Here is an 18,786-nt window from a genome sequence, read left to right on the forward strand (position 1 = left end):
CCGTATCGCGCTCGTACCCATCGCAAGGCCGAACACTTGCTCGCAGCACAAATGGTCAATCTACATCGAGATGAGCGGCAACCAGATCGCCAGCGTGATCAGTGTGGCCAGCAGTACCGGCGGCGTCAGCACCAGACCGACCTTCATGTACTGGCCCCAGCCGATGCGATATCCTTTGCCGGCCAGGACATGCAACCAAAGCAGCGTGGCCAAGCTGCCAATGGGCGTGAATTTCGGCCCCAGGTCGTTGCCGATCACGTTCGCGTAGATCATCAGTTCGTGGGTCAATTCGGGTACCTGCGCCTGCTTGATGGCCAGCGCGCCGACCAGCGTCGAGGGCATGTTGTTCATCACCGAGGCCACGAGTGCGGCGATAAAGCCGGTCCCGAGCGTGGCGACGAACGGGCCCTGCTGGCCCAGCCATTCGAGTACGGTCGCGCCGTAATGGGTCAGCCCGGCCTGGCCCAGGCCGTAGACCACCAGATACATGCCGATCGAGAACAGCACGATCTGCCAGGGCGCATTGCGCAGGACCGGGCCGAGCGGCAGAACGGCACCTCGCCCACCGCGCCACCAGCGGCCGGCCAGCCCCAGCAAAACCAACGCGCCGGCCCCTGTGACGACACAGAACGGCACGTGCCAGCGAGCGAGTACGAAATACGCGACCAGCAGCACGGCCAGCACCGGCAGCGCCGCACGGAACACATAAGGGTCGACGATCGCGCTCGCGGGCTTGTCCAATGCATCCACCGGGTAGCGGCGCGGAATGCGTCGGCCGAAATACAGCCAGAGCACCGCCAGCGTCGTGGCGATCGAGACCAGATCGACCGGCACCATGACCGCGGCATAACGATCGAACGAGACGTCGAAGAAGTTGGCCGAGACGATGTTGACCAGGTTCGAGATTATCAGCGGCAGGCTGGCGGTGTCGGCGATGAAGCCGGTCGCGATGATGAAGGCCAGCGCCGCCGAGGCGGAGAACTCGAGCCGAACCAGAATGGCGATCACGATCGGCGTGAGCAGCAGGGCCGCGCCATCGTTCGCAAAAAATGCGGCGATGACGGCGCCGAGCAGCACGATCAGTGGGAACAGCAGATGTCCGCGCCCGTTGCCCCAGCGCGCGATGTGCAGCGCCGCCCAGGAGAAAAAGCCCGCCTCGTCGAGGATCAGCGAGATGATGATCAGCGCGACGAAAGTGAAGGTGGCATCCCAGACGATATTCCAGACAACCGCCACATCGGAGAACTGCACCACGCCGGTGGCAAGCGCGATGGCCGCGCCGCCCAGCGCGCTCCAGCCGATGCCGAGGTTTTTCGGTTGCCAGATGACGAGCACGAGCGTGACGACGAAGATAGCCAGCGCCAGCATAAACGGCTCCTTGGTCGCGGTGTCGCTTAGTGCGCGACTTGATTGACCCGGCGGGAGGTTTCTTCGGCGCTTTCGACGCGCTCGGAATAGCGATCGGTCAGATACTCAGCTCGATCACGCATCAGCCAGGTGAACTTCGCGAGTTCCTCGCAGACGTCGACCACGCGCCGATACAGCGGCGAATCCTTCATGCGGCCGTTGTCGTCGAACTCGCCGAACGCCTTGGGCACCGAGGACTGGTTCGGAATCGTGACCATGCGCATCCAGCGACCCAGCACGCGCAGTTGATTGACCGCGTTGAAGCTCTGGCTGCCGCCGGAGACTTCCATCACGGCCAGCGTTTTGCCCTGGGTCGGGCGCACGCCGCCCAGCGACAGCGGAATCCAGTCGATCTGAGCCTTCATGATGCCGGTCATCGCACCGTGGCGCTCAGGACTGATCCACACCATGCCCTCAGACCAGGTGGCCAGTTCGCGTAACACCTGCACGCGCGGGTGATCCGCCTCGGCATCGTCGGGCAGCGGCAGACCCGACGGGTCGAATAGCTGGACCTCGCAGCCAAACCAGCGCAGCAGGCGCGCGGCTTCCTCGGCGAGAAAGCGCGAATAGGATCGCGACCGAAGGGAGCCGTAAAGAATGAGAATGCGCGGCGCATGCCGCGAGTTATTCGGGCCAACCAACGTATCGATATCGATTGGCTGTAGCGACTCTGGATCGATGTGGGGCAGGTCGTGAAAATTCATGCGATGCGCCATCAGATCGCCTTCGAATACGTGACGACTTCGCCGTCTTCCTTGGTGAACGTCGCGATCGGCTCGTCCAGGAGATTCAGCACTCGCTCGGACGGGCGACACAGGCGCACGCCCTGGTCGGTCACCACGATCGGCCGGTTGATCAGGATCGGATGCGTCAGCATGGCGTCGATCAGTTGATCGTTAGTCAGCGCGGGATCGTCCAGACCCAGTTCGTCATAGGGCGTGCCCTTGCGGCGCAGCAAATCGCGCGGTGGCATCGCCATCTCATCCAGCAACGCAATCAGGCGCTCACGCGACGGTGGATTTTTCAGATACTCGATGATTTCCGGCGTCTCGCCGGAGGCTTCGATCATGGCCAGCGTGTTGCGGGACGTGCCGCAGTTCGGGTTGTGATAGATCAGCGGGCGCATAAAAAATCCTCTAATCGTCCGGTGGCGATACGCAATCGGTGAGCGATTTCAGCAGTGGTTGGCAGACCTCGGGGCGCCCATTGCAGCAATCGCGCACCAGAAACCGAATGGTCTGCTCGATGCAGGCGAGGTTGGCGCGATAAATGATCGAGCGGCTTTGGCGATGTGATACGGCCAGACCGGCCCGCGTCAGCACCGCCAGATGCGCCGACATCGTGTTGTGGGGCACATCCAGAAGGCGCGCGATCTCGCCGGCCGGCAGCCCGTCCGGCTCGTGGCGGACGAGCAGTCGAAACGCCGCGAGTCGTGTTTCTTGAGCGACTGCTGAAAAACGAGCGATGGCGTCCTTTTCGTCCATATGTCCAATAATATAGACATATTGGACAATAGTAGCAAACTTGCACCGAAAAAAGCGTTAAACGCAGTACAACCAGAGATATCGGAATGCTCGCATCTCGAAGGCCTAATTGACAACTTGCAAAATGAGTGCTGTCAGGGGCGAGAGCAGTAAAAAGCAACCCGCTTAACCCCGGCAGGGTTCGTTGAGTCGCCCATGTAGATCATTGTGTGAAAGTCGTTTATTGCTTTTCCAGCTCGCTGCGAAAGGCCGACGTCAACCGGTCTGGCTTGATGCGATGACCGGAACAGATCACGGGAATGTACTGGTCGTGATCGCCGCCGCGCACCGGGTTGATGAACTGCCAGACGATCGTGCCGTCGGGCGTCAGTTCGAACAGCCGACCGCCGTCGGACTCGGTGACCAACCGGTTACCGTTGGGCAACTGCTGGATTTCGCTGCGGATCCGGCTTTGCAACGGGTGCTGCGGCGTCCCGTGGTAGCGCCATACGATGCCCAGCGTTTTCGGATCGATTTCGAGCAGCCGAGACGCATTGCCTTGTCGGAAATGGCCGTAATTGTCGAATACGTTGAAATGGCCGTTGGCCAGCACCCGTGGTGAGTGTTGCGCCAGCCACGGCCCGCGGGCCATCCAGGTGATTTGGCCGCTTTTGATATCGATCAGGCCGACGGTGCTCGGCGTACGGAACGACATTAAAGCCTGTTCGGCCTGGCCGTGTGCGGGGGCGAACGATTCGGCCAACTTTGCCCCGATATACTGAACGTTGTTGGTGTGCAGCGGATCTTCCAGATACTGGGACGGGGCGGTCTCGAGTAGCGGCCGATAGCGCGAGTTGTAATACGCGTTCAGCAGCGAGATTTTCTTGATCGGCTTGCCGGTCTTGCCATTGAGGACGACGAGAAAATCCTCCAGATGCGGCTTGGCGAGGTTGGGAAACTCTGGCAACACTTGGCTGCTGAACGCGTTCGAAATCGCCAGAACCCGGCCGTCGGGCGTGATATCGATATCGTGATGGGTGGCGCCGTGATATTTCCAGATGACGTTGGAATCGGTATCGAGCTTGACCAGGCCGTAGCCCCACGGTGTATCGGCAGCCGAGATATAGGTCGCCACCAGATCACCGTTGGGATACATCACGGCCTTGGTCCAATAGATCAGCCGGTCCGACTGCGCATCGTGTCCTTCCGGCGTTTTTTGCCAGACCTTGCTGTAAGGCAGCGACCAGCGATGCACTTCCTGGCCTTTCATGTCGATCAACGCGGCGTAGCTGCCGCCTGCGGACGTATACAGCGTGTAGCCGTTGTAAGCGCGTTTCGGATCGTAGATCGTCACCCTGCGCTTGTCCGTGCGCGCCGGGCGCCATTGATCGGTCTGGCTATAACGGTTGCTGACCGAGCGCTGTTCGACAACGGCATGGAATGCCTTGTACGCGTCGTCGAAGTATTGATACGGAAACACCCGGGCGAGGATGACGTAGCTGCCGACCAAAAACGCCAAGAACAGGCAGGCGATGAAAAAACCCGCGAACCCGATCCGATCTGTTTTATCCATTCGTATGGTCCTTGCGATAACGAAGATACGACGCCGATTCGATCATCGTTGTCATGAGGGAATAAGCGCACGTCGGCCCCAGGAGCTCACGGCGGCGGCTGTGATTCTTGTGATCTGAATGGCGATGTCGCGGCCGCAGAATCGCTGCCCGGCGGCCACCCTCAGCCAGGGTCCGAGCGCGATTCGATATCTTCTGGCCCCTGCCCGTCGACCACCTCATCGACCAGCTCGCGGATTTTCTCGCGGGCCTCGGCCAATGCCTCGGCCCCCGACTCGGTGGCGGTGTAGTACTTGCGCCGCCGGCCGGCGATAACCCGGTCCTCGCGCGTCAGATAGCCGGCCTTTTCCAAGCCGTGGAGGATGGGATAAAGGGTGCCGGGGCTGATTTCGTAGCCGTGGTGCTGAAGTTCGGCTATCAGCGCCTGGCCGTACACCGGCTGCTGCGCCGCGTGGTGCAGGATATGAATCTTGATGAAACCGAGAAAGAACTGGCGCAGCACGAGCATGGTATCGAGATGAATGGGCCGCCTCAGTGTAGAACCTATCGGCCGGACCTGTGGAATCTCCGAGCATGGGCAGCCTTCGTATAGTGTCGGGAACGTGCATTGTAGCGCTTGATATCCGTTCCCGATATTGACTTACGATATTAGATGCGGTGAGTATGCAGGCGTTTCGATCGAAAGGGAATCAGTGTTTTGTTCCGTGGCTGGCCAACGCCTCACAGGCCGTTTGCCGTCGCTATGACAACCGCTTGTTTTCCGCACGCAAGACAGGACGAGAGCACCATGACGTCGACATACAAAACCTCGTTGCTCGGACTCGGCCGCGTCGGACTGGTACTGGCGCTACTCGGCGCGAGCGTCGCGTCCGCGGCCGGTCAATCGATGCAGCGCGGCTCGGCGATGGACCGGTCATCCCACGGGATGGCTTCCGGAACCGCGCAAGAAGTAGCGCCCAAGGCGGTCGTCGGCCCCGTGACCGGGCAAGCGCTGGTCGAACATTTGCGCCAGGGCGGATTGATTCTTTGGATGCGCCATGGCGCGCGCGATGACCGCCCCGGCGAAGTGACCGACGCCCAGGCTGCTGCCCATAACTGCGCCCAGCAAAGCCAACTGACTGCGAAAGGCCAAACCCAGGCACGCGCGGTTGGCGCCGGCATGCGAGCGCTGAACCTGCCGATCGCCCGGGTCAACGCCGCCCGGCTGTGCCGTACCGAGACCACCGCCCGGCTGCTGAACGTCGGTCCGGTGCATACCGAGGCGCGGCTGGATGCGGCCAGCACCTGGAAAGACCGGGGTGGCGACGCGGCCTACGAGAACGCGATAGCCGCTCTTCTGTCGAACGCGCCGCCGCCGGGGAAGGACGTGGTCGACGTCACCAGCAAGCTGACCACCGCGCATCCCGAACCCGCGGTGCTGGCCGCGCTGTCGCCGGGCGAGGTCGCGGTATTTGCACCTGATCCGGATGGGCCGCCGCGGCTGCTGGCCCGGATCGGACGCCGCGCGTGGCCCGAGTTGGCACGTGAGTCGGGTTCGAGCTCGCAATAGTCGCGCAATCGCCACGCCTAATACACCACCTAATGGCGAACCCGTTTGCAAGGAAAAACCGATGACGTTCAAAACAGATGACCGCGATAACAACCGCCCCGACACACCGCACAGCCCGAGCCGGCGGCGGTTTCTGCAAGCCACCGGCGCGGCCGGCGCCTCGGGACTGGCGACCGTGTTGCTGCCGTCGTTTGCCCACGCCGCAGCGGGCACGGCTACCGCTGGCGGTTTACCGAACGCGTTGGGGCCGGCCGACGCGACCTTTCACATCGGTCCCGCGCTGGTGGAGCTTGCGCCGGGGCGCATCGTCAGCACCACCGGCTACAACGGCCAGGCGCCCGGGCCGCTGCTGCGGCTGAAGGAAGGCCGGCCGTTCACGATGGATATCTACAACGATACCGACGTGCCGAATACTATCCACCCGCACGGCCAGGTCATCCCCGTCGCCGCCGACGGCACGCCGGAGGAAGCCTCGCCCTATGTGCCCGCCCACGGCATGCAGCGCATCCGCTATCGACCCGGCCCGCGCGGCTTCCGCTTTCAACACACCCACATCTATGCCGGCGAGGATCTTCATCGCGGCACCTATACCGGCGAGCACGGCGTCGTGTATATCGAACCGAAGGACGACCCCGGCCGCTACGACCGGGAGGTTTTCCTTGTCACCCACGAATGGGAGCCGTTCTTTACCAGCAAAGGCGAGGAAGAGGAGCGCGTCAACATGCCGCCGCTGCACCCCGACAAGGCCGATGAGGAACACGAGCAAGGCGAGGAAAGCCAGCACGGCAAGGCCAACGGGCTGGAGATCGGCTACCGGCTGTTCTCCATCAACGGCAAGATGCTCGGCCACGGCGAGCCGATTCGGGTACGCGAGGGCGAGCGCGTGCTGTTTCATATCGTCAACGCCAGCGCCACCGAGCACCGGCGTTTCGCGCTGCCCGGCCATACGTTCAAGGTGGTGGCGCTGGACGGCAACCCGGTACCGCATCCCGCGCAAGTGGATGCCCTGGAACTGGGCGTCGCCGAACGCATCGACGCCATTGTCGAAATGAAAAATCCGGGCGTGTGGATTTTCGGCAGCGTACTCGATGAAGACCGCCGCCGCGGCATGGGCATCGTAGTCGAATACGCCGGCAAAAGCGGTCAACCGCAATGGGGCAAGCCGAGCCAAAAACCCTGGGACTACACGTTGTTCGGCAGCGACCGTGCGCCGCAGTCGCCGGACGACACCGTCAAGCTCGTGTTCGGCAAGATCAACGGCGGCCAGGGCGGCTTCAACCGCTGGACCGTCAACGGCAAGACCTTCCAGCAGCAGACCCACCCGATCCGGCTGGACCGGGGCAAGCGCTATCGGATCGTCTGCGAGAACAACAACGACGATCCGCACCCGCTGCACCTGCACCGCGTCGCCTTCGAGCTGACCAACATCGAGGGCAAGCGCACGTCGGGGATCATGAAAGACGTGGTCATGATCCGGCCCTACGGCCATGTGGAGTTCGACTTCAAGGCAGAGCACACCGGCCTGCATTTCTTCCATTGTCACAACCAGCAGCATCTGGACTATGGCTTCGCGACGCTCTTTGATGTGGTGTAGCCCGTTTCGCGCGGCGAACATCGCGTACCCGTTCACGAAAGATAGGAGGCTTCCATGTCACTACGCCGACGTATCCCGGTCACCGTATGTCCGCCGGTCATTGCCCTGGTGGTGTTAATCAGCGGCGGTAGCGCATTGGCCGCCTCCGCGCCCGCGCCGTTCCGGATCGCGGCCGAGCACGCCGGTTACGCCGCCAAGGCGGATAAGCTCGAGACGATACAGACGCACCTACACCATGTGCTCAACTGCCTGGAAGGCCCGCCGGGGCGTGACTCCCAGGCCGCTGCGGGCGATCCCTGTCACGGCAAGGCTGCATTGGACGCGCTTCCCCACCATTCGGCCAACCGCGTACGTGCCCGCAAAGCGATTAAAGCCGCGCGTATCGCCGTCACGCTGCATGACGAGCCACCCGCCCACTACCTTGCCCAGGCGGTCCAGGCGATGCTCACCGAAGACCTGTAAGAACGCGTGACTCGATCTCGTTCGGGTATCAGATAAGCAAGATGCGCGGCGACCGTCCCGGGGGGAGGGTCAGGCGCGATGCCGGGCAACAAAGTACGGGGCGGTCATGACGAAAAATGGTGCCAGCGAGTCCAACAGGAAGCAGTTGCGCCGCGAGCTCGGTCTGGGCGGCGCTATCTTTATGGGCCTGGGCGCGATCCTGGGCACGGGCGTGTTCGTCAGTATCGGCGTGGCCGCCGGTATTGCCGGCAGCGCGGTGATTCCGGCGATTGCGCTGGCGGCCTTGCTGGCCCTCTGCAACGCGCTGAGCGCGGCCCAACTGGCCGCTGCCCATCCGGTCAGCGGCGGCACCTACGAGTACGGCTATGAATTCCTGTCGCCGTGGCTGGGTTTTACCGCCGGGTGGATGTTTATCAGCGCCAAGAGCGCATCGGCGGCCACCGCCGCGCTCGGTTTTGCCGGCTATCTGCTCTATCGGTTCCACATCGACACCGGTTGGCGCGTACCGATCGCCGCGTTCGCGGTCATCGCCCTGACCGCCATCGTGCTGACGGGCATGCGGCGATCGAATCGGGCGAACACGCTGATTGTCGGCGTCACACTGATCGCGCTGATCGGCTTCGTGCTCGCGGGCCTGCCGGCGACGGTCGGCCACGGCGCCACCACGCTGTTCGATTTCACGGTCGGCGGGCAGCCGGTGGGCGCCACCGATCTGCTGTACGCCACGGCCTTGATGTTCGTCGCCTTCACCGGCTACGGGCGTATCGCGACGCTGGGCGAGGAAGTGCGTGCGCCGCGTATCACAATTCCGCGCGCAATCATCGCCACGCTGGCGATTTCGGCGCTGGTGTATATCGCCGTAGCGGTGGTCGCCATCGGAACCCTAGGCGCAGGACCGCTGGCGGCGGCCACGACCGGCAACGCGGCCCCATTGCAGCGAGCCGCCGAGGCGTTTGTTGTGCCAGGCGTGGGCTGGCTGATCGCCATTGGCGCAATCACCGCCATGCTCGGCGTCCTGCTCAACCTGATTCTCGGTTTGTCGCGGGTGTTGCTGGCCATGGGTCGGCGCCGGGATATGCCCGGCGTGCTGGCACGGCTGGATCGAAACGACGTCACCCCGTACGTTGCGGTCGGTGTCGTAGGTCTGATCGTGCTGGCCCTGACGCTCATCGGCAACGTCGAAACGACCTGGTCGTTCTCGGCGTTCACCGTACTGATCTATTACGCGTTGACCAACGCGGCCGCGCTGCGGCTACCCGTGGCGGCGCGGCGATATCCGCGTTTTGTCTCCTGGCTCGGCCTGGGCGGCTGTGTGGGGCTGTCGTTTTGGGTGGAGACGCCGGTTTGGATCGCGGGCATCATGGTCCTGGCGATCGGTTGGCTCTGGCACGGTGTAGCGATCCTGACCTGGCAGCAAGATAAGTAGCCGCCATAGGCACTGCTGATGAAGCGTCCACAGGCGGCGGACTTTCAGACCGACTCAGGGCCGCAGCATGACCGTGATCTTTATCAACTCGCTTTGGCAGCGGCCGGCGATGTTCTTCAATGCCGTGGCGAACGCCGCTTTGCCACTCGGCGAGCGCCTAATCACCGCGTCACCTGCGTGCCGACCAAGATAACCAACGCTCCCGCGATCGCTAATCCGGCGCCCGCCGCATCCCAGCCGTTGGGGCGTATCCCTTCGGCCAACCAAAGCCAGCCCAAGGATGTGACGATATACAACCCGCCATAGGCGGCATACGCTCGCCCGGCGGCGCTCACATCGATACGGGTCAGCAGATACGCGAACAGGGCGAGCGACAGCAATCCGGGAATGAGCCATCCCGCGCTCTTGTCCTGACGCAGCCACGCCCAGAACGCAAAACAACCGGCGATCTCGGCCAGGGCCGCGCCCAGATAAATGGCAGCGCTGGCGGCATAAAATCGGATCATCATCGCGTCGTATCCGGGCCGGCCTTCAGGGGCCGACACGGACCAACATTTTCGCACCTACGACGCACCCGCCGTGCCACCGGTCCGGCAAGCGCCGGTACATCAAGCGCGACGACATTCAAAGCATCGCGCCCAAATCCGAACCGACGGTCGGATAGGCCGGCACCATCGTCTTCAAATCGGAAACTTTGAGACCCAGCTTGATCGCGAGTGCGAATATATTGATCAATTCCGCGTAGCCGGGCCCGAACAGATGGGCGCCCAAGATCTCATCGCTCGCGTTGTCGACAATAATCTTGACTGCCGCATACGGCTCGCCGATACGCCGGTTGGAAAACCAGCCGCTGGTATCGGTGAACTTGACGTTGACATCATGGCCGGCATCTCGGGCCTCTGACTCAAGCATCCCCACGCGGCCGAGCGCGGGCACGGTAAACACCACACTGGGCACGCCGCGATAGTCCGGGGTTTTATGGTTGCCCTTGAGCATATTGGAGGCCGCGACTTTACCCTCGAACACCGCGACTGGCGTCAGCGGCAGGCCGGTCGTGTCGGCGGCATCCCCCGCGGCATAGACGGCGGGGTTGGAAACGCTTTGCAGATATTCGTTGACCACTACACCGCGCGGGCCCGCCTCGATATGAGCGGCCGCCGGATCAAGCGCCTCGATCCCCGGCGCGCGGCCCGCGCCATGCACGACGCGGTCGACGGTCCATTGCTGCGATTTGCCATTCTGCTCGCCGATAACAACGAAGCCATCCGAGGTTTTCTCAATCGATTTCAGCGTCGTACCGGGCCGAAAATCGATGCCCGCCGTGGTGCTACGCGCTACCAGTTGGTCCACCAGATCGGGATCGAACGCTTTCAGGGGCCGATCGCCACGATCGATGATCGTGGTATGAGCGCCCGCACGCGCCGCCATGTGGGCGAATTCGAAGGAAATATAGCCGCCGCCAACGAACAGCAGGCGGTCCGGCAGCGCTTCGAGCGCCATGAACCGCTCGTTGTCGATCAGGTGTTCGGCTCCGGGGATATCGATAGGGCGCGGTATGGCACCGGTCGCCACCAGTACGTAGCGGCTGTGAAAGCGTTCGTCCTCGACCTCGATCGTATGGTTATCGACAAAGCGGGCGGATCCATGAAGCGTCGTGATCCCGTTTTTTTCTAGCCCGTTCTCGATGGTATCCGGCATCTTCTCGGTAAAACTACGCTTGTGTGCGACCAGATCGGACCAGTTTATTCTCAAGCCATGCTCTTCGATTCCTTTGCCCTGCATCAATTGCGCGGCATCGATAATCTCCGCGCCACGGCGCAGAATTTTCTTTGGATCGCAGCCGCGCAATGCGCAGGTGCCGCCGTATGGCAATTCATCCACGACCGCCACGGACCAGCCCGCGGCGGCGCATTTGTGAGCCGCGCTGACGGCCGCCATGCCGACGCCGATTGCGATGAGATCAAATGATTGAGCCATGATTGGGGCCTCTTGAAGTGGGCTAAATCGAGGGTTCACGTTGCTTGGGAACCGGCGACTGCTTTAATGAGCGATTCAGCGAATTCGACTATCGAAGCTGACACATCAGACGTTCGAGTGAACCGAGGAGTTCGCCTTGGAATAGCGGCGGCGTTGATCGATCAGACTCCAGACCGAGGCGCCCACCAACAGGGCCATGCCGACAATAATTAGGGCGGTTCCGGTCGGCCGTGTGCCCATGAGCACATGCGGCAGAATCACGCCCACCCACGCCAGCGCACCGCCCACCAGGCCTATCCAGAAGGGGGCGTAGCGCGAGACGGCGCCGGCTAACGCGCGGCCCTGAATGCTCAGGTTCCACATTATCCAGAGCACTGAGACCGTCATCAGCGGCGCCAATACATAGATATTGAGAACGGAGTGAAAAGCGCTGAAACCGAAGGCCGCCGCCAGGGCGGCGAGGATCGGACCGGCGCCCAGACAGCAGGCGCTGACGAATAGCGAGCCCACGAGACCGAATGATTGACGTCCAAAGCTCATGCGATTGCCTCTCGAGAGTTGTGTCGATGGGACGGATGGGACTCAGCCGGCGCAGCACGACAGCTGCTCGACGTTTTTGGTAAACGTCTGCGCGCAGAGCTTGAGGGCTTCCACATGCACCAGATACGGGAATAACAAGTTCCCCAGGGCCTCGACGGTCATGCCGGTATGGATGGCAAGCACCGCGGTCTGGATCATCTCGCCGGCCTCGGGGGCGAGGATCTGCGCGCCGATCAGGCGGTGGCTACCCGCCTCAGCGATCAGCTTCACGAAACCCCGGGTCTCGAAGTTGGCCAGCGCACGGGGTACGTTCTCCAGGCCGAGCGTACGGGTTTCAGTCGCGATGCCGCGTACCCGCGCCTGGCCTTCGTCCAGGCCGGCAGTGGCCACCTGCGGCTCAGTGAAGATGACCGCCGGCATGGCGGACAAATCCAGCGTGGCCTCGCCGCCGGTCATGTTCACCGCCGCGCGGGTGCCGCCGGCGGCGGCCACGTAGACGAGCTGCGGTAGGTCGGTACAGTCGCCGGTGGCGTAGATGTGCTCGATGCGGGTGCGCAGGTGCGCGTCCACTTTGACGCCACCGCGCTTGTCGGTCTCCACGCCGATCTGTTCCAGGCCGAGATCGCGAGTGTTCGGGGCGCGGCCGGTGGCAATGAGCAGCCGGTCGCCACGAATCGGGCCGTTCTGGGTCTCGAGGACGAACTGGCCCGCCTCGTAACGGACCGCGCTGGCCTGGGTGTGCTCGCGCACGTCGATGCCTTCGGCCCGGAAGGCCTCGGTAAGACCCGCGCCCAGGTCCGGGACCTCGCTCGACAGCAGCGTGCTGCGGGCCAGGACCGTCACCTTCGAACCCAGCCGGCGAAACGCCTGGGCCTGCTCGACCGCCACCACCGAGGCGCCGATGACCAGCAGATGCTCGGGCGTCTCGTTGCTGAACACCGCCTCGTCCGAGGTCCAGTAGGGCGTGTCCGCCAGTCCCGGGATCGGCGGGATCATGGGTGAGGCGCCGGTGGCGATCAGCACGCGATCGGCGGTGATTCGCTCCTGCCCGCCGCCCTGCAGGTCGACGAACAGAGTATGGGCATCCTCGAAGCGAGCGCGACCGCGGCGCATGTCGATGCCCGGGTTGTCGTCCAGGATCTTCTGGTATTTGGCCTGGCGCAGCTCCTCTACCCGCGAGTGCTGCTGCGCCGCGATCCGCGGCCGGTCGATCGCCGGCGCATGATCGGCCAGTCCGTCGAAGGGGTTTGCCCGCTGGTGCTGGGCCAGTTCGGCGGCCCGGATCTGGATTTTGGAGGGCACACAACCCACGTTGACGCAGGTGCCGCCGATGATGTCGCCGGACTCGATCATCGTGACTTGGGCGCCGGCCTCGGCGGCGCGGATGGCGGCGGCGAACGCGCCGCTGCCGCTGCCGATGATGGCGATACGCAGGCCCTCACCGTCGCCGTCCAATGTCGTGGTGGGCTCGGCGGGGGCTTGGTCGTCATCCAGCGTCCGGGCGTCGTAGCCTTTGGCGCGGACTGCCTCGATCAACGCGGCCTCGTCCGTACCGTCGGCCAGCTCGATCTGGGCACGGCGCGCGGGATAGGCCACCTCGGCATGCACGCCGGGTAGCGCATTGAGGGCGGCCTCGACCGTGCGGGCGCAGTGCTCGCAGGTCATGCCGGTGATGGCGAAGGTACGTTGCATGGCGCGTTCCGATGAAGCCGGTCGTTGACGTGATACCGTGACCGTATTGCCGTAGTTCGGTACGGAGTCAAATGATATGGACGCGCTGTCTATTGGCACGCTGGCCCAAACCGCCGGGGTCAACGTCGAGACCATCCGGTTTTATCAACGCCGCGGCCTGTTGGCCGAACCGGCGAAACCCTATGGCGGGATCCGCCGGTATGGCGAAGCGCATGTCACGCGGGTGCGGTTCGTGAAGTCGGCGCAGCGGCTCGGTTTCAGTCTGGCCGAAGTCGCGCAACTCCTGCAGCTCAACGATGGCGTCCAATGCCAGGAGGCCAGCGTTCTTGCCGAGCATAAACTGGTGGAAGTACGCGACAAAATGACCGACCTGGCACGAATCGAAACGGCGCTGTCTTCATTGCTTGAGGCCTGCCAAGCGCAGCAAGACGCGGTGTCCTGTCCTTTGATCGCGGCGCTACAGGGCGGGGGCAGGGGAGCGAAAACGTAGCGTACGACTCGTTTGTTACCGAGGAGTTATCCGTTTACTTCGCCTCAGTGGAGGTGACGCGGTGTTTCAATATCGCTGAAAATGGGCCGGACAATGAGTCCGGCCCGATCCTTCTGGCGGCAGGCGATAACCGAAGCGAGTGCCGGGCTGTGTTTCCATCTTCAGCCCGATATACCAACCCATGTATTCCGATGCTAAATAGCAGTGGCATTCGCCAAAGCTCCTGCTAGCCACCCGGCCGGGCGACCGATCTTAGACTCCCTACATCCCGTGTTTGATGCCGCGCTTGATCAGCCACCAGTTCGCGGGGTAGGCCGTCGCAAAGCCGATGATCATCGCGATCTGCATCATGAACCAGAAGGTGGCCGAGGCCACGTGGGGTTCTTGGGGCAGCAGCAGCTTAAACGCTAGCGCGATGAAGCCGAACATGCCGATTTCAAAAGCCACCAGCGACAGCGTATCGGCCTTGATGGCGTTGATGAACGCCCGTAACGGGTTGCTCTCGCCCATGCTCATCATCGGCAGCATCTGGAAGGCGATGCCGAACAGGTAGGCCGCTATGAATTCGCCGGCGAAGTGGCCGAGCAGCAACGATCCGGCGATGGTGAAACCGATCGCCGAGACCACCGGCGCGGCGATCGAGTCACCGAGGACGCAGCCGCCCGCACAATGGGTGACGCCGACGAGCACGCTCTGGGGAAATGGCTTATCCGTATGACCGCCGGCCTCGGCATCGGGTCGGCCGAGTTTCTTGTAGACCCACCAGCCGAATACCGGTGTGAACAAGCCGTTGACCGGCCACGTGACATTCATGATCTGCATCGGCTGGGGATGACGTATCACGTCGCGCAGTATCGCCAGTGCCGTGGCGACGCCCAATAGCACGAAGATCCAGGCAATGATTTCAAGTGTTTCCATTGCTTACTCCTGGGTTTGAATCGGCCGGCGCCGTTGCTCGATCGTTGACAGCGTTCAAGCCGACGAGTAAATTTTCGATCACATCCTAACCCACCCCTAGTGGGGTGGATCAATCAGTGGAGTCCCTGATGACTAAGCTAAAGATCGAAGGCATGAGCTGCCAGCATTGCGTCAAGGCTGTCGACACGGCACTGGCGGACGTGCCCGGCGTGGATCGGGTCGTGGCCGTTCGTCTCGACGAAGGCGAAGCCGAGGTCGAAGGATCGGCCGACACGAATGCACTGATCGCGGCGGTTGAGGAAGAAGGTTACGAGGCCCGCGTCGCGTAATGGCTGACCTCGATCCGCAAGAGACCCGTTTGGTTCTGGACCCGGCTGTACGTGACGACGCGCGCAGCCGGCTCCGGTCCATACGGGGCCATGTCGAGGGCATTCTGCGCATGCTCGAACGCGATGATGTCTACTGCGTGGATGCGCTCAAGCAGATCAAGGCCGTTAACGGCGCGCTCGCCAAGACGGGCGACATGATCCTGCGCTGTCATCTGAAACACCATGTGGTCACCGCCCACGAACGCGGCGATGACGAAGCGATCGTGGCCGAGCTCATGGATATTCTGAAATACCGCTAACGCGGAGGAGGCCGATATGGCCCAGGATACGATCCGGGAGATCGATTTCGGCGTCGACGGCATGATGTGCGGCGCCTGCGTGGCCCGTGTGGAAAAGAAGCTCAAGAAGGTCGACGGCGTCCAGAACGCTTCCGTCAATCTGGCGACCGAGCGGGCCAAGGTCTCGCTCGACACCCGCGTCAACGATGTGTCGGCGCTGTTCGATTCAGTTGCGTCGGCCGGATACGAGGCACGTACCGAAACGCTTGAGTTCAAGGTCGACGGCATGACCTGCGGCTCGTGTGTAGCGCGCGTCGAGAAGAAGTTGAGTAAGCTCGAAGGTGTGCTCGAGGCCACCGTGAACCTGACCACCGAGCGGGCTCGCGTGGCCTATGTGCCTGGTCTTGTGGATCGGGCGCGGCTATTCGAGGCCGTCGAAAAAGCCGGCTATACCGCGGTCGCGCTCGACGATGACGCCCAAGCGGATGACGACTCGCCCAGCGAGGCCGATCGGCTCAAAAAGGCCCTGATCCTGGCGGCTGCCTTCACGATTCCATTGTTTGCGATCGCCATGTTGCATGGCGTGCCGTCGATCGCGACCGCGATGGATCGGCTGCTACCGGCACGGGCCTGGACCATCATCGAGCTGGTGCTGGCCGTGCCGGTCCAGTTCTATGCGGGCTGGCGTTTCTATACGCTCGGCTGGGGCGAAATGAAGCATCTCGCCCCGGGCATGAACAGCCTGGTGATGCTCGGCTCGAATGCGGCGTTCTTCTATTCACTGGTGGCCTTGGTGGTTCCCCAGGTCTTTCCCAGCGGCACGGCGCATACTTATTTCGATGCGGCCGGCATGATCGTCACGCTCATTCTGCTCGGTCGCTATCTTGAAGCCGTGGCCAAGGGCCGGACTTCGCAGGCGGTCCAGGGGCTGATGCAGCTGCAGTCCAAGACAGCGCGCGTCAAACGCGACGGCGAATGGACCGAGGTCGAACTCGACCAGGTCGCCCAGGACGATATCGTATCCGTGCGGCCCGGCGAGCGCGTCCCGGTCGATGGTACGGTGCGCTCGGGCGAGAGCTATATCGACGAGTCGATGATCTCCGGTGAGCCGGTGCCGGTCGCCAAGCAGGCGGACGACGAAGTGGTGGGTGGTACCGTGAACCAGAGCGGTACACTCGAGCTCGAGGCGACCAGCGTCGGCGGCGATACCGTCTTGTCGCACATCATTCGCATGGTCGAGGAGGCCCAGGCCGAAAAACCCGCAATCCAAGCGGTGGCCGACAAGATCGCGGGCGTGTTCGTGCCGATCGTAATGGCGGTCTCGGCTGCAACGTTCGTAGGCTGGCTGATTCTGGGGCCGCCATCCGCACTCGCGCTTGCGTTTATCGCTGCTGTCTCGGTGTTGCTGATTGCCTGCCCTTGCGCCATGGGCCTGGCTACGCCGACTGCGATCATGGTCGGGACGGGCAAGGGCGCCTCGATGGGGGTACTGTTCCGTCGCGGCACCGCGTTGGAGCAACTGGCCCGTATCGATACCGTGGTGCTGGACAAGACCGGCACCCTGACCGAAGGCGCCCCGGCGCTCACCGAGCTGGAAACCACGAACGGCTTCGAGCGGGCCGAGGTGCTCGCCAAGGTCGCCGCCGTGGAAGCGACCAGCGAACACCCGGTGGCGACGGCGATCGTCAAGGCCGCCCGCCGCGAAGATATCGCGCTGTCCGAGGCGAGCCAGTTCCAGGCGCACACCGGCTACGGCGTGGAAGCCATGGTCGGCGAGCATTGGGTGCAGATCGGGGCCGAGCGCTATATGGAAAGCCTGGGCATCGATACGTCATCACTGGCCGATCGAGCCGACGCGCTGGCGCGTACGGCCAAGACACCGCTATTCGCCGCCATCGACGGGCAGTTGGCGGCCCTGATCGCCGTGGCCGATCCGGCGCGTGGCGAAGCCAAGCGTATGGTCAAGGCGCTGCACGCGATGGATTTGTCGGTGGCGATGCTGACCGGTGATAACGAAGCGACAGCCCATGCCATCGCGGAAGAACTAGGTATCGACACCGTGGTTGCCGGCGTCATGCCGGACGGCAAATCCGACGAGATCAAGCGGCTCCAGGGCGAGAACCAGTCGGTCGCGTTCGTCGGCGACGGCATCAACGATGCCCCAGCGCTGACCCAGGCCGATGTGGGCATCGCCGTGGGCAGCGGCACGGATATCGCCATCGAATCGGGCGACGTCGTGTTGATGCGGGCGGACTTGTCGGGCGTGGTCAACGCGATCGCCTTGTCGCGGCGTACCATGCGTACCATCCGCATGAATTTCGGCTGGGCCTATGGTTACAACGTGCTGCTGATCCCGCTGGCGGCCGGTGCACTGTTCCCGTTCACGGGCTGGCTGCTCAACCCCATGATCGCCGCCGGGGCGATGAGTATTTCCAGCATCTTCGTGCTTACGAATTCGCTTCGGCTCAAGCGTTTCAAGGCGGCATTGGAGCCAAGTCGGAAATTGTCGCCGGATGATGCCGAGACCGGAGCAACTGTTGACGAAACACACTACAACGAAGCGGCTTAAATCAGTCCCCGGGTTTGCCCCGGGGACGTTCTAATGCGATCGGGCGGGTCGAATCGACGTATGTCGGAGTTTCCCTCCCCCCGGGTTGTTGGTCACTCCGATTGACCGGCCTACTATGTGTCGGTCCGGCCGCGCCACATGCGTTTCAGGACATCATCTTTGCGTACAAAGTGATGATACAGCGAGCCGCCGATGTGGACGCCGAGCGCGATCAAGACGAGCCACCAGCCCGTAAATGCATGCGCTGTCCCGAGCGTCGCGCCGACTTGTTCACCGAGCGTGATGAAAGCCGGAATCGAGAATAGACCGAAGAAAGGGATGGACTGGTCGTGCGACGTGACCATCAAAATCCCGAAAATAGGCTGGGCGATAACGATCGTATAGATCACAAGATGGACGACGCGCGCCAACATCCGTTGCCATGCTGGGTCCGACTGTAGCGAGGGCTTGGGCTGCGTTAGCTGTTTGGTCCCGCTGTATGATGGTTCAACGTTAACGCCAGAGTTCAAAGCGATCTTATG

General features: G+C 62.7%; 20 protein-coding genes. 8 read left to right on the top strand and 12 right to left on the bottom strand.

Annotated elements, in window-relative coordinates; translation table 11 throughout:
- Positions 1 to 60 precede the first annotated feature (60 nt).
- The 6 genes from C41B8_RS17085 to C41B8_RS17110 form a co-directional block, all read right to left on the bottom strand.
- Positions 61 to 1,368 (bottom strand): arsenic transporter, encoded by a 1,308-nt coding sequence (locus C41B8_RS17085; protein ID WP_037340986.1) that lies wholly within the window; start codon positions 1,366 to 1,368, stop codon positions 61 to 63.
- A 26-nt stretch (positions 1,369 to 1,394) separates the two neighbouring features.
- Complete coding sequence (gene arsH, locus C41B8_RS17090) at positions 1,395 to 2,111, bottom strand: arsenical resistance protein ArsH (RefSeq protein ID WP_232226110.1); 717 nt, start codon at positions 2,109 to 2,111, stop codon at positions 1,395 to 1,397.
- An 11-nt stretch (positions 2,112 to 2,122) separates the two neighbouring features.
- Positions 2,123 to 2,533, bottom strand: coding sequence for an arsenate reductase (glutaredoxin) (arsC, locus tag C41B8_RS17095; protein WP_037340992.1), 411 nt, complete (start codon positions 2,531 to 2,533; stop codon positions 2,123 to 2,125).
- Positions 2,534 to 2,543: 10 nt separating this feature from the next.
- The gene (locus tag C41B8_RS17100; protein ID WP_037341003.1) at positions 2,544 to 2,891 is read right to left on the bottom strand and encodes an ArsR/SmtB family transcription factor; all 348 of its coding nucleotides are present in this window, start codon (positions 2,889 to 2,891) and stop codon (positions 2,544 to 2,546) included.
- A 220-nt stretch (positions 2,892 to 3,111) separates the two neighbouring features.
- Positions 3,112 to 4,443 carry an arylsulfotransferase family protein gene (locus tag C41B8_RS17105; protein WP_051883716.1) on the bottom strand — a complete coding sequence of 444 codons (1,332 nt, stop codon included), beginning with the start codon at positions 4,441 to 4,443 and terminating at the stop codon, positions 3,112 to 3,114.
- A 161-nt stretch (positions 4,444 to 4,604) separates the two neighbouring features.
- Complete coding sequence (locus C41B8_RS17110; RefSeq protein WP_051883717.1) at positions 4,605 to 4,949, bottom strand: PadR family transcriptional regulator; 345 nt, start codon at positions 4,947 to 4,949, stop codon at positions 4,605 to 4,607.
- A 279-nt stretch (positions 4,950 to 5,228) separates the two neighbouring features.
- On the opposite strand from C41B8_RS17110, the gene C41B8_RS19850 reads away from it, so the two are divergent.
- The 4 genes from C41B8_RS19850 (at position 5,229) to C41B8_RS17130 (ending at position 9,472) form a co-directional block, all read left to right on the top strand.
- Positions 5,229 to 5,990, top strand: coding sequence for a histidine phosphatase family protein (locus C41B8_RS19850; RefSeq protein WP_051883718.1), 762 nt, complete (start codon positions 5,229 to 5,231; stop codon positions 5,988 to 5,990).
- A 61-nt stretch (positions 5,991 to 6,051) separates the two neighbouring features.
- Positions 6,052 to 7,584, top strand: a complete 1,533-nt coding sequence (locus tag C41B8_RS17120; protein WP_084189166.1) for a multicopper oxidase domain-containing protein — start codon at positions 6,052 to 6,054, stop codon at positions 7,582 to 7,584.
- A 54-nt stretch (positions 7,585 to 7,638) separates the two neighbouring features.
- The gene (locus C41B8_RS17125) at positions 7,639 to 8,046 is read left to right on the top strand and encodes a hypothetical protein (RefSeq protein WP_037341008.1); all 408 of its coding nucleotides are present in this window, start codon (positions 7,639 to 7,641) and stop codon (positions 8,044 to 8,046) included.
- Positions 8,047 to 8,152: 106 nt separating this feature from the next.
- Complete coding sequence (locus C41B8_RS17130) at positions 8,153 to 9,472, top strand: APC family permease (RefSeq protein ID WP_037341012.1); 1,320 nt, start codon at positions 8,153 to 8,155, stop codon at positions 9,470 to 9,472.
- A 161-nt stretch (positions 9,473 to 9,633) separates the two neighbouring features.
- Here C41B8_RS17130 and C41B8_RS17135 read toward each other — a convergent pair whose 3' ends face one another.
- The 4 genes from C41B8_RS17135 to merA form a co-directional block, all read right to left on the bottom strand.
- Positions 9,634 to 9,981: a YnfA family protein gene (locus tag C41B8_RS17135; protein ID WP_232226111.1), complete on the bottom strand. Its 348-nt coding sequence runs from the start codon at positions 9,979 to 9,981 to the stop codon at positions 9,634 to 9,636.
- 115 nt (positions 9,982 to 10,096) lie between these two features.
- Positions 10,097 to 11,449 carry a dihydrolipoyl dehydrogenase family protein gene (locus tag C41B8_RS17140; RefSeq protein WP_037341015.1) on the bottom strand — a complete coding sequence of 451 codons (1,353 nt, stop codon included), beginning with the start codon at positions 11,447 to 11,449 and terminating at the stop codon, positions 10,097 to 10,099.
- A gap of 105 nt (positions 11,450 to 11,554) precedes the next feature.
- On the bottom strand, positions 11,555 to 11,989 hold the full coding sequence (locus C41B8_RS17145; protein WP_037341017.1) for a hypothetical protein: 435 nt from the start codon (positions 11,987 to 11,989) through the stop codon (positions 11,555 to 11,557).
- 42 nt (positions 11,990 to 12,031) lie between these two features.
- The gene (gene merA / locus C41B8_RS17150) at positions 12,032 to 13,681 is read right to left on the bottom strand and encodes a mercury(II) reductase (RefSeq protein WP_037341020.1); all 1,650 of its coding nucleotides are present in this window, start codon (positions 13,679 to 13,681) and stop codon (positions 12,032 to 12,034) included.
- Between the two features lie 76 nt (positions 13,682 to 13,757).
- Here merA and merR point away from each other — a divergent pair, with 76 nt between their 5' ends.
- Complete coding sequence (gene merR, locus C41B8_RS17155) at positions 13,758 to 14,171, top strand: Hg(II)-responsive transcriptional regulator (protein WP_037341023.1); 414 nt, start codon at positions 13,758 to 13,760, stop codon at positions 14,169 to 14,171.
- A 261-nt stretch (positions 14,172 to 14,432) separates the two neighbouring features.
- On the opposite strand, the gene C41B8_RS17160 is transcribed toward merR, so the two are convergent.
- Entirely contained in the window at positions 14,433 to 15,089 is a 657-nt protein-coding gene (locus C41B8_RS17160) for a DUF4396 domain-containing protein (RefSeq protein ID WP_037341026.1), read from the bottom strand.
- Between the two features lie 128 nt (positions 15,090 to 15,217).
- On the opposite strand from C41B8_RS17160, the gene C41B8_RS17165 reads away from it, so the two are divergent.
- From C41B8_RS17165 to C41B8_RS17175, 3 genes are read left to right on the top strand one after another with little or no spacing between them, the layout of a single operon-like run.
- Positions 15,218 to 15,418, top strand: a complete 201-nt coding sequence (locus C41B8_RS17165; RefSeq protein ID WP_037341028.1) for a CopZ family metallochaperone — start codon at positions 15,218 to 15,220, stop codon at positions 15,416 to 15,418.
- Entirely contained in the window at positions 15,418 to 15,717 is a 300-nt protein-coding gene (locus tag C41B8_RS17170; RefSeq protein ID WP_037341030.1) for a metal-sensitive transcriptional regulator, read from the top strand. The genes C41B8_RS17165 and C41B8_RS17170 overlap by 1 nt, the downstream gene beginning before the upstream one ends.
- A 16-nt stretch (positions 15,718 to 15,733) precedes the next feature.
- Positions 15,734 to 18,265 carry a heavy metal translocating P-type ATPase gene (locus tag C41B8_RS17175; protein WP_037341033.1) on the top strand — a complete coding sequence of 844 codons (2,532 nt, stop codon included), beginning with the start codon at positions 15,734 to 15,736 and terminating at the stop codon, positions 18,263 to 18,265.
- Between the two features lie 113 nt (positions 18,266 to 18,378).
- On the opposite strand, the gene C41B8_RS17180 is transcribed toward C41B8_RS17175, so the two are convergent.
- A partial coding sequence (locus tag C41B8_RS17180; RefSeq protein ID WP_198025269.1) for a cytochrome b occupies positions 18,379 to 18,786 on the bottom strand: 408 nt, incomplete at its 5' end.

Origin of the sequence: Salinisphaera hydrothermalis C41B8 (genome assembly GCF_000732535.1) — a bacterium.
GTDB classification, from domain to species: Bacteria; Pseudomonadota; Gammaproteobacteria; order Nevskiales; family Salinisphaeraceae; genus Salinisphaera; species Salinisphaera hydrothermalis.

Excerpts from the sequence above, each read along its gene's own strand:
- C41B8_RS17085 (WP_037340986.1), bottom strand. The coding sequence starts at position 1,368 with ATGCTGGCGCTGGCTATCTTCGTCGTCACGCTCGTGCTCGTCATCTGG.
- arsH (WP_232226110.1), bottom strand. The coding sequence starts at position 2,111 with ATGAATTTTCACGACCTGCCCCACATCGATCCAGAGTCGCTACAGCCA.
- arsC (WP_037340992.1), bottom strand. The coding sequence starts at position 2,533 with ATGCGCCCGCTGATCTATCACAACCCGAACTGCGGCACGTCCCGCAAC.
- C41B8_RS17100 (WP_037341003.1), bottom strand. The coding sequence starts at position 2,891 with ATGGACGAAAAGGACGCCATCGCTCGTTTTTCAGCAGTCGCTCAAGAA.
- C41B8_RS17105 (WP_051883716.1), bottom strand. The coding sequence starts at position 4,443 with ATGGATAAAACAGATCGGATCGGGTTCGCGGGTTTTTTCATCGCCTGC.
- C41B8_RS17110 (WP_051883717.1), bottom strand. The coding sequence starts at position 4,949 with ATGCTCGTGCTGCGCCAGTTCTTTCTCGGTTTCATCAAGATTCATATC.
- C41B8_RS19850 (WP_051883718.1), top strand. The coding sequence starts at position 5,229 with ATGACGTCGACATACAAAACCTCGTTGCTCGGACTCGGCCGCGTCGGA.
- C41B8_RS17120 (WP_084189166.1), top strand. The coding sequence starts at position 6,052 with ATGACGTTCAAAACAGATGACCGCGATAACAACCGCCCCGACACACCG.
- C41B8_RS17125 (WP_037341008.1), top strand. The coding sequence starts at position 7,639 with ATGTCACTACGCCGACGTATCCCGGTCACCGTATGTCCGCCGGTCATT.
- C41B8_RS17130 (WP_037341012.1), top strand. The coding sequence starts at position 8,153 with ATGACGAAAAATGGTGCCAGCGAGTCCAACAGGAAGCAGTTGCGCCGC.
- C41B8_RS17135 (WP_232226111.1), bottom strand. The coding sequence starts at position 9,981 with ATGATGATCCGATTTTATGCCGCCAGCGCTGCCATTTATCTGGGCGCG.
- C41B8_RS17140 (WP_037341015.1), bottom strand. The coding sequence starts at position 11,449 with ATGGCTCAATCATTTGATCTCATCGCAATCGGCGTCGGCATGGCGGCC.
- C41B8_RS17145 (WP_037341017.1), bottom strand. The coding sequence starts at position 11,989 with ATGAGCTTTGGACGTCAATCATTCGGTCTCGTGGGCTCGCTATTCGTC.
- merA (WP_037341020.1), bottom strand. The coding sequence starts at position 13,681 with ATGCAACGTACCTTCGCCATCACCGGCATGACCTGCGAGCACTGCGCC.
- merR (WP_037341023.1), top strand. The coding sequence starts at position 13,758 with ATGGACGCGCTGTCTATTGGCACGCTGGCCCAAACCGCCGGGGTCAAC.
- C41B8_RS17160 (WP_037341026.1), bottom strand. The coding sequence starts at position 15,089 with ATGGAAACACTTGAAATCATTGCCTGGATCTTCGTGCTATTGGGCGTC.
- C41B8_RS17165 (WP_037341028.1), top strand. The coding sequence starts at position 15,218 with ATGACTAAGCTAAAGATCGAAGGCATGAGCTGCCAGCATTGCGTCAAG.
- C41B8_RS17170 (WP_037341030.1), top strand. The coding sequence starts at position 15,418 with ATGGCTGACCTCGATCCGCAAGAGACCCGTTTGGTTCTGGACCCGGCT.
- C41B8_RS17175 (WP_037341033.1), top strand. The coding sequence starts at position 15,734 with ATGGCCCAGGATACGATCCGGGAGATCGATTTCGGCGTCGACGGCATG.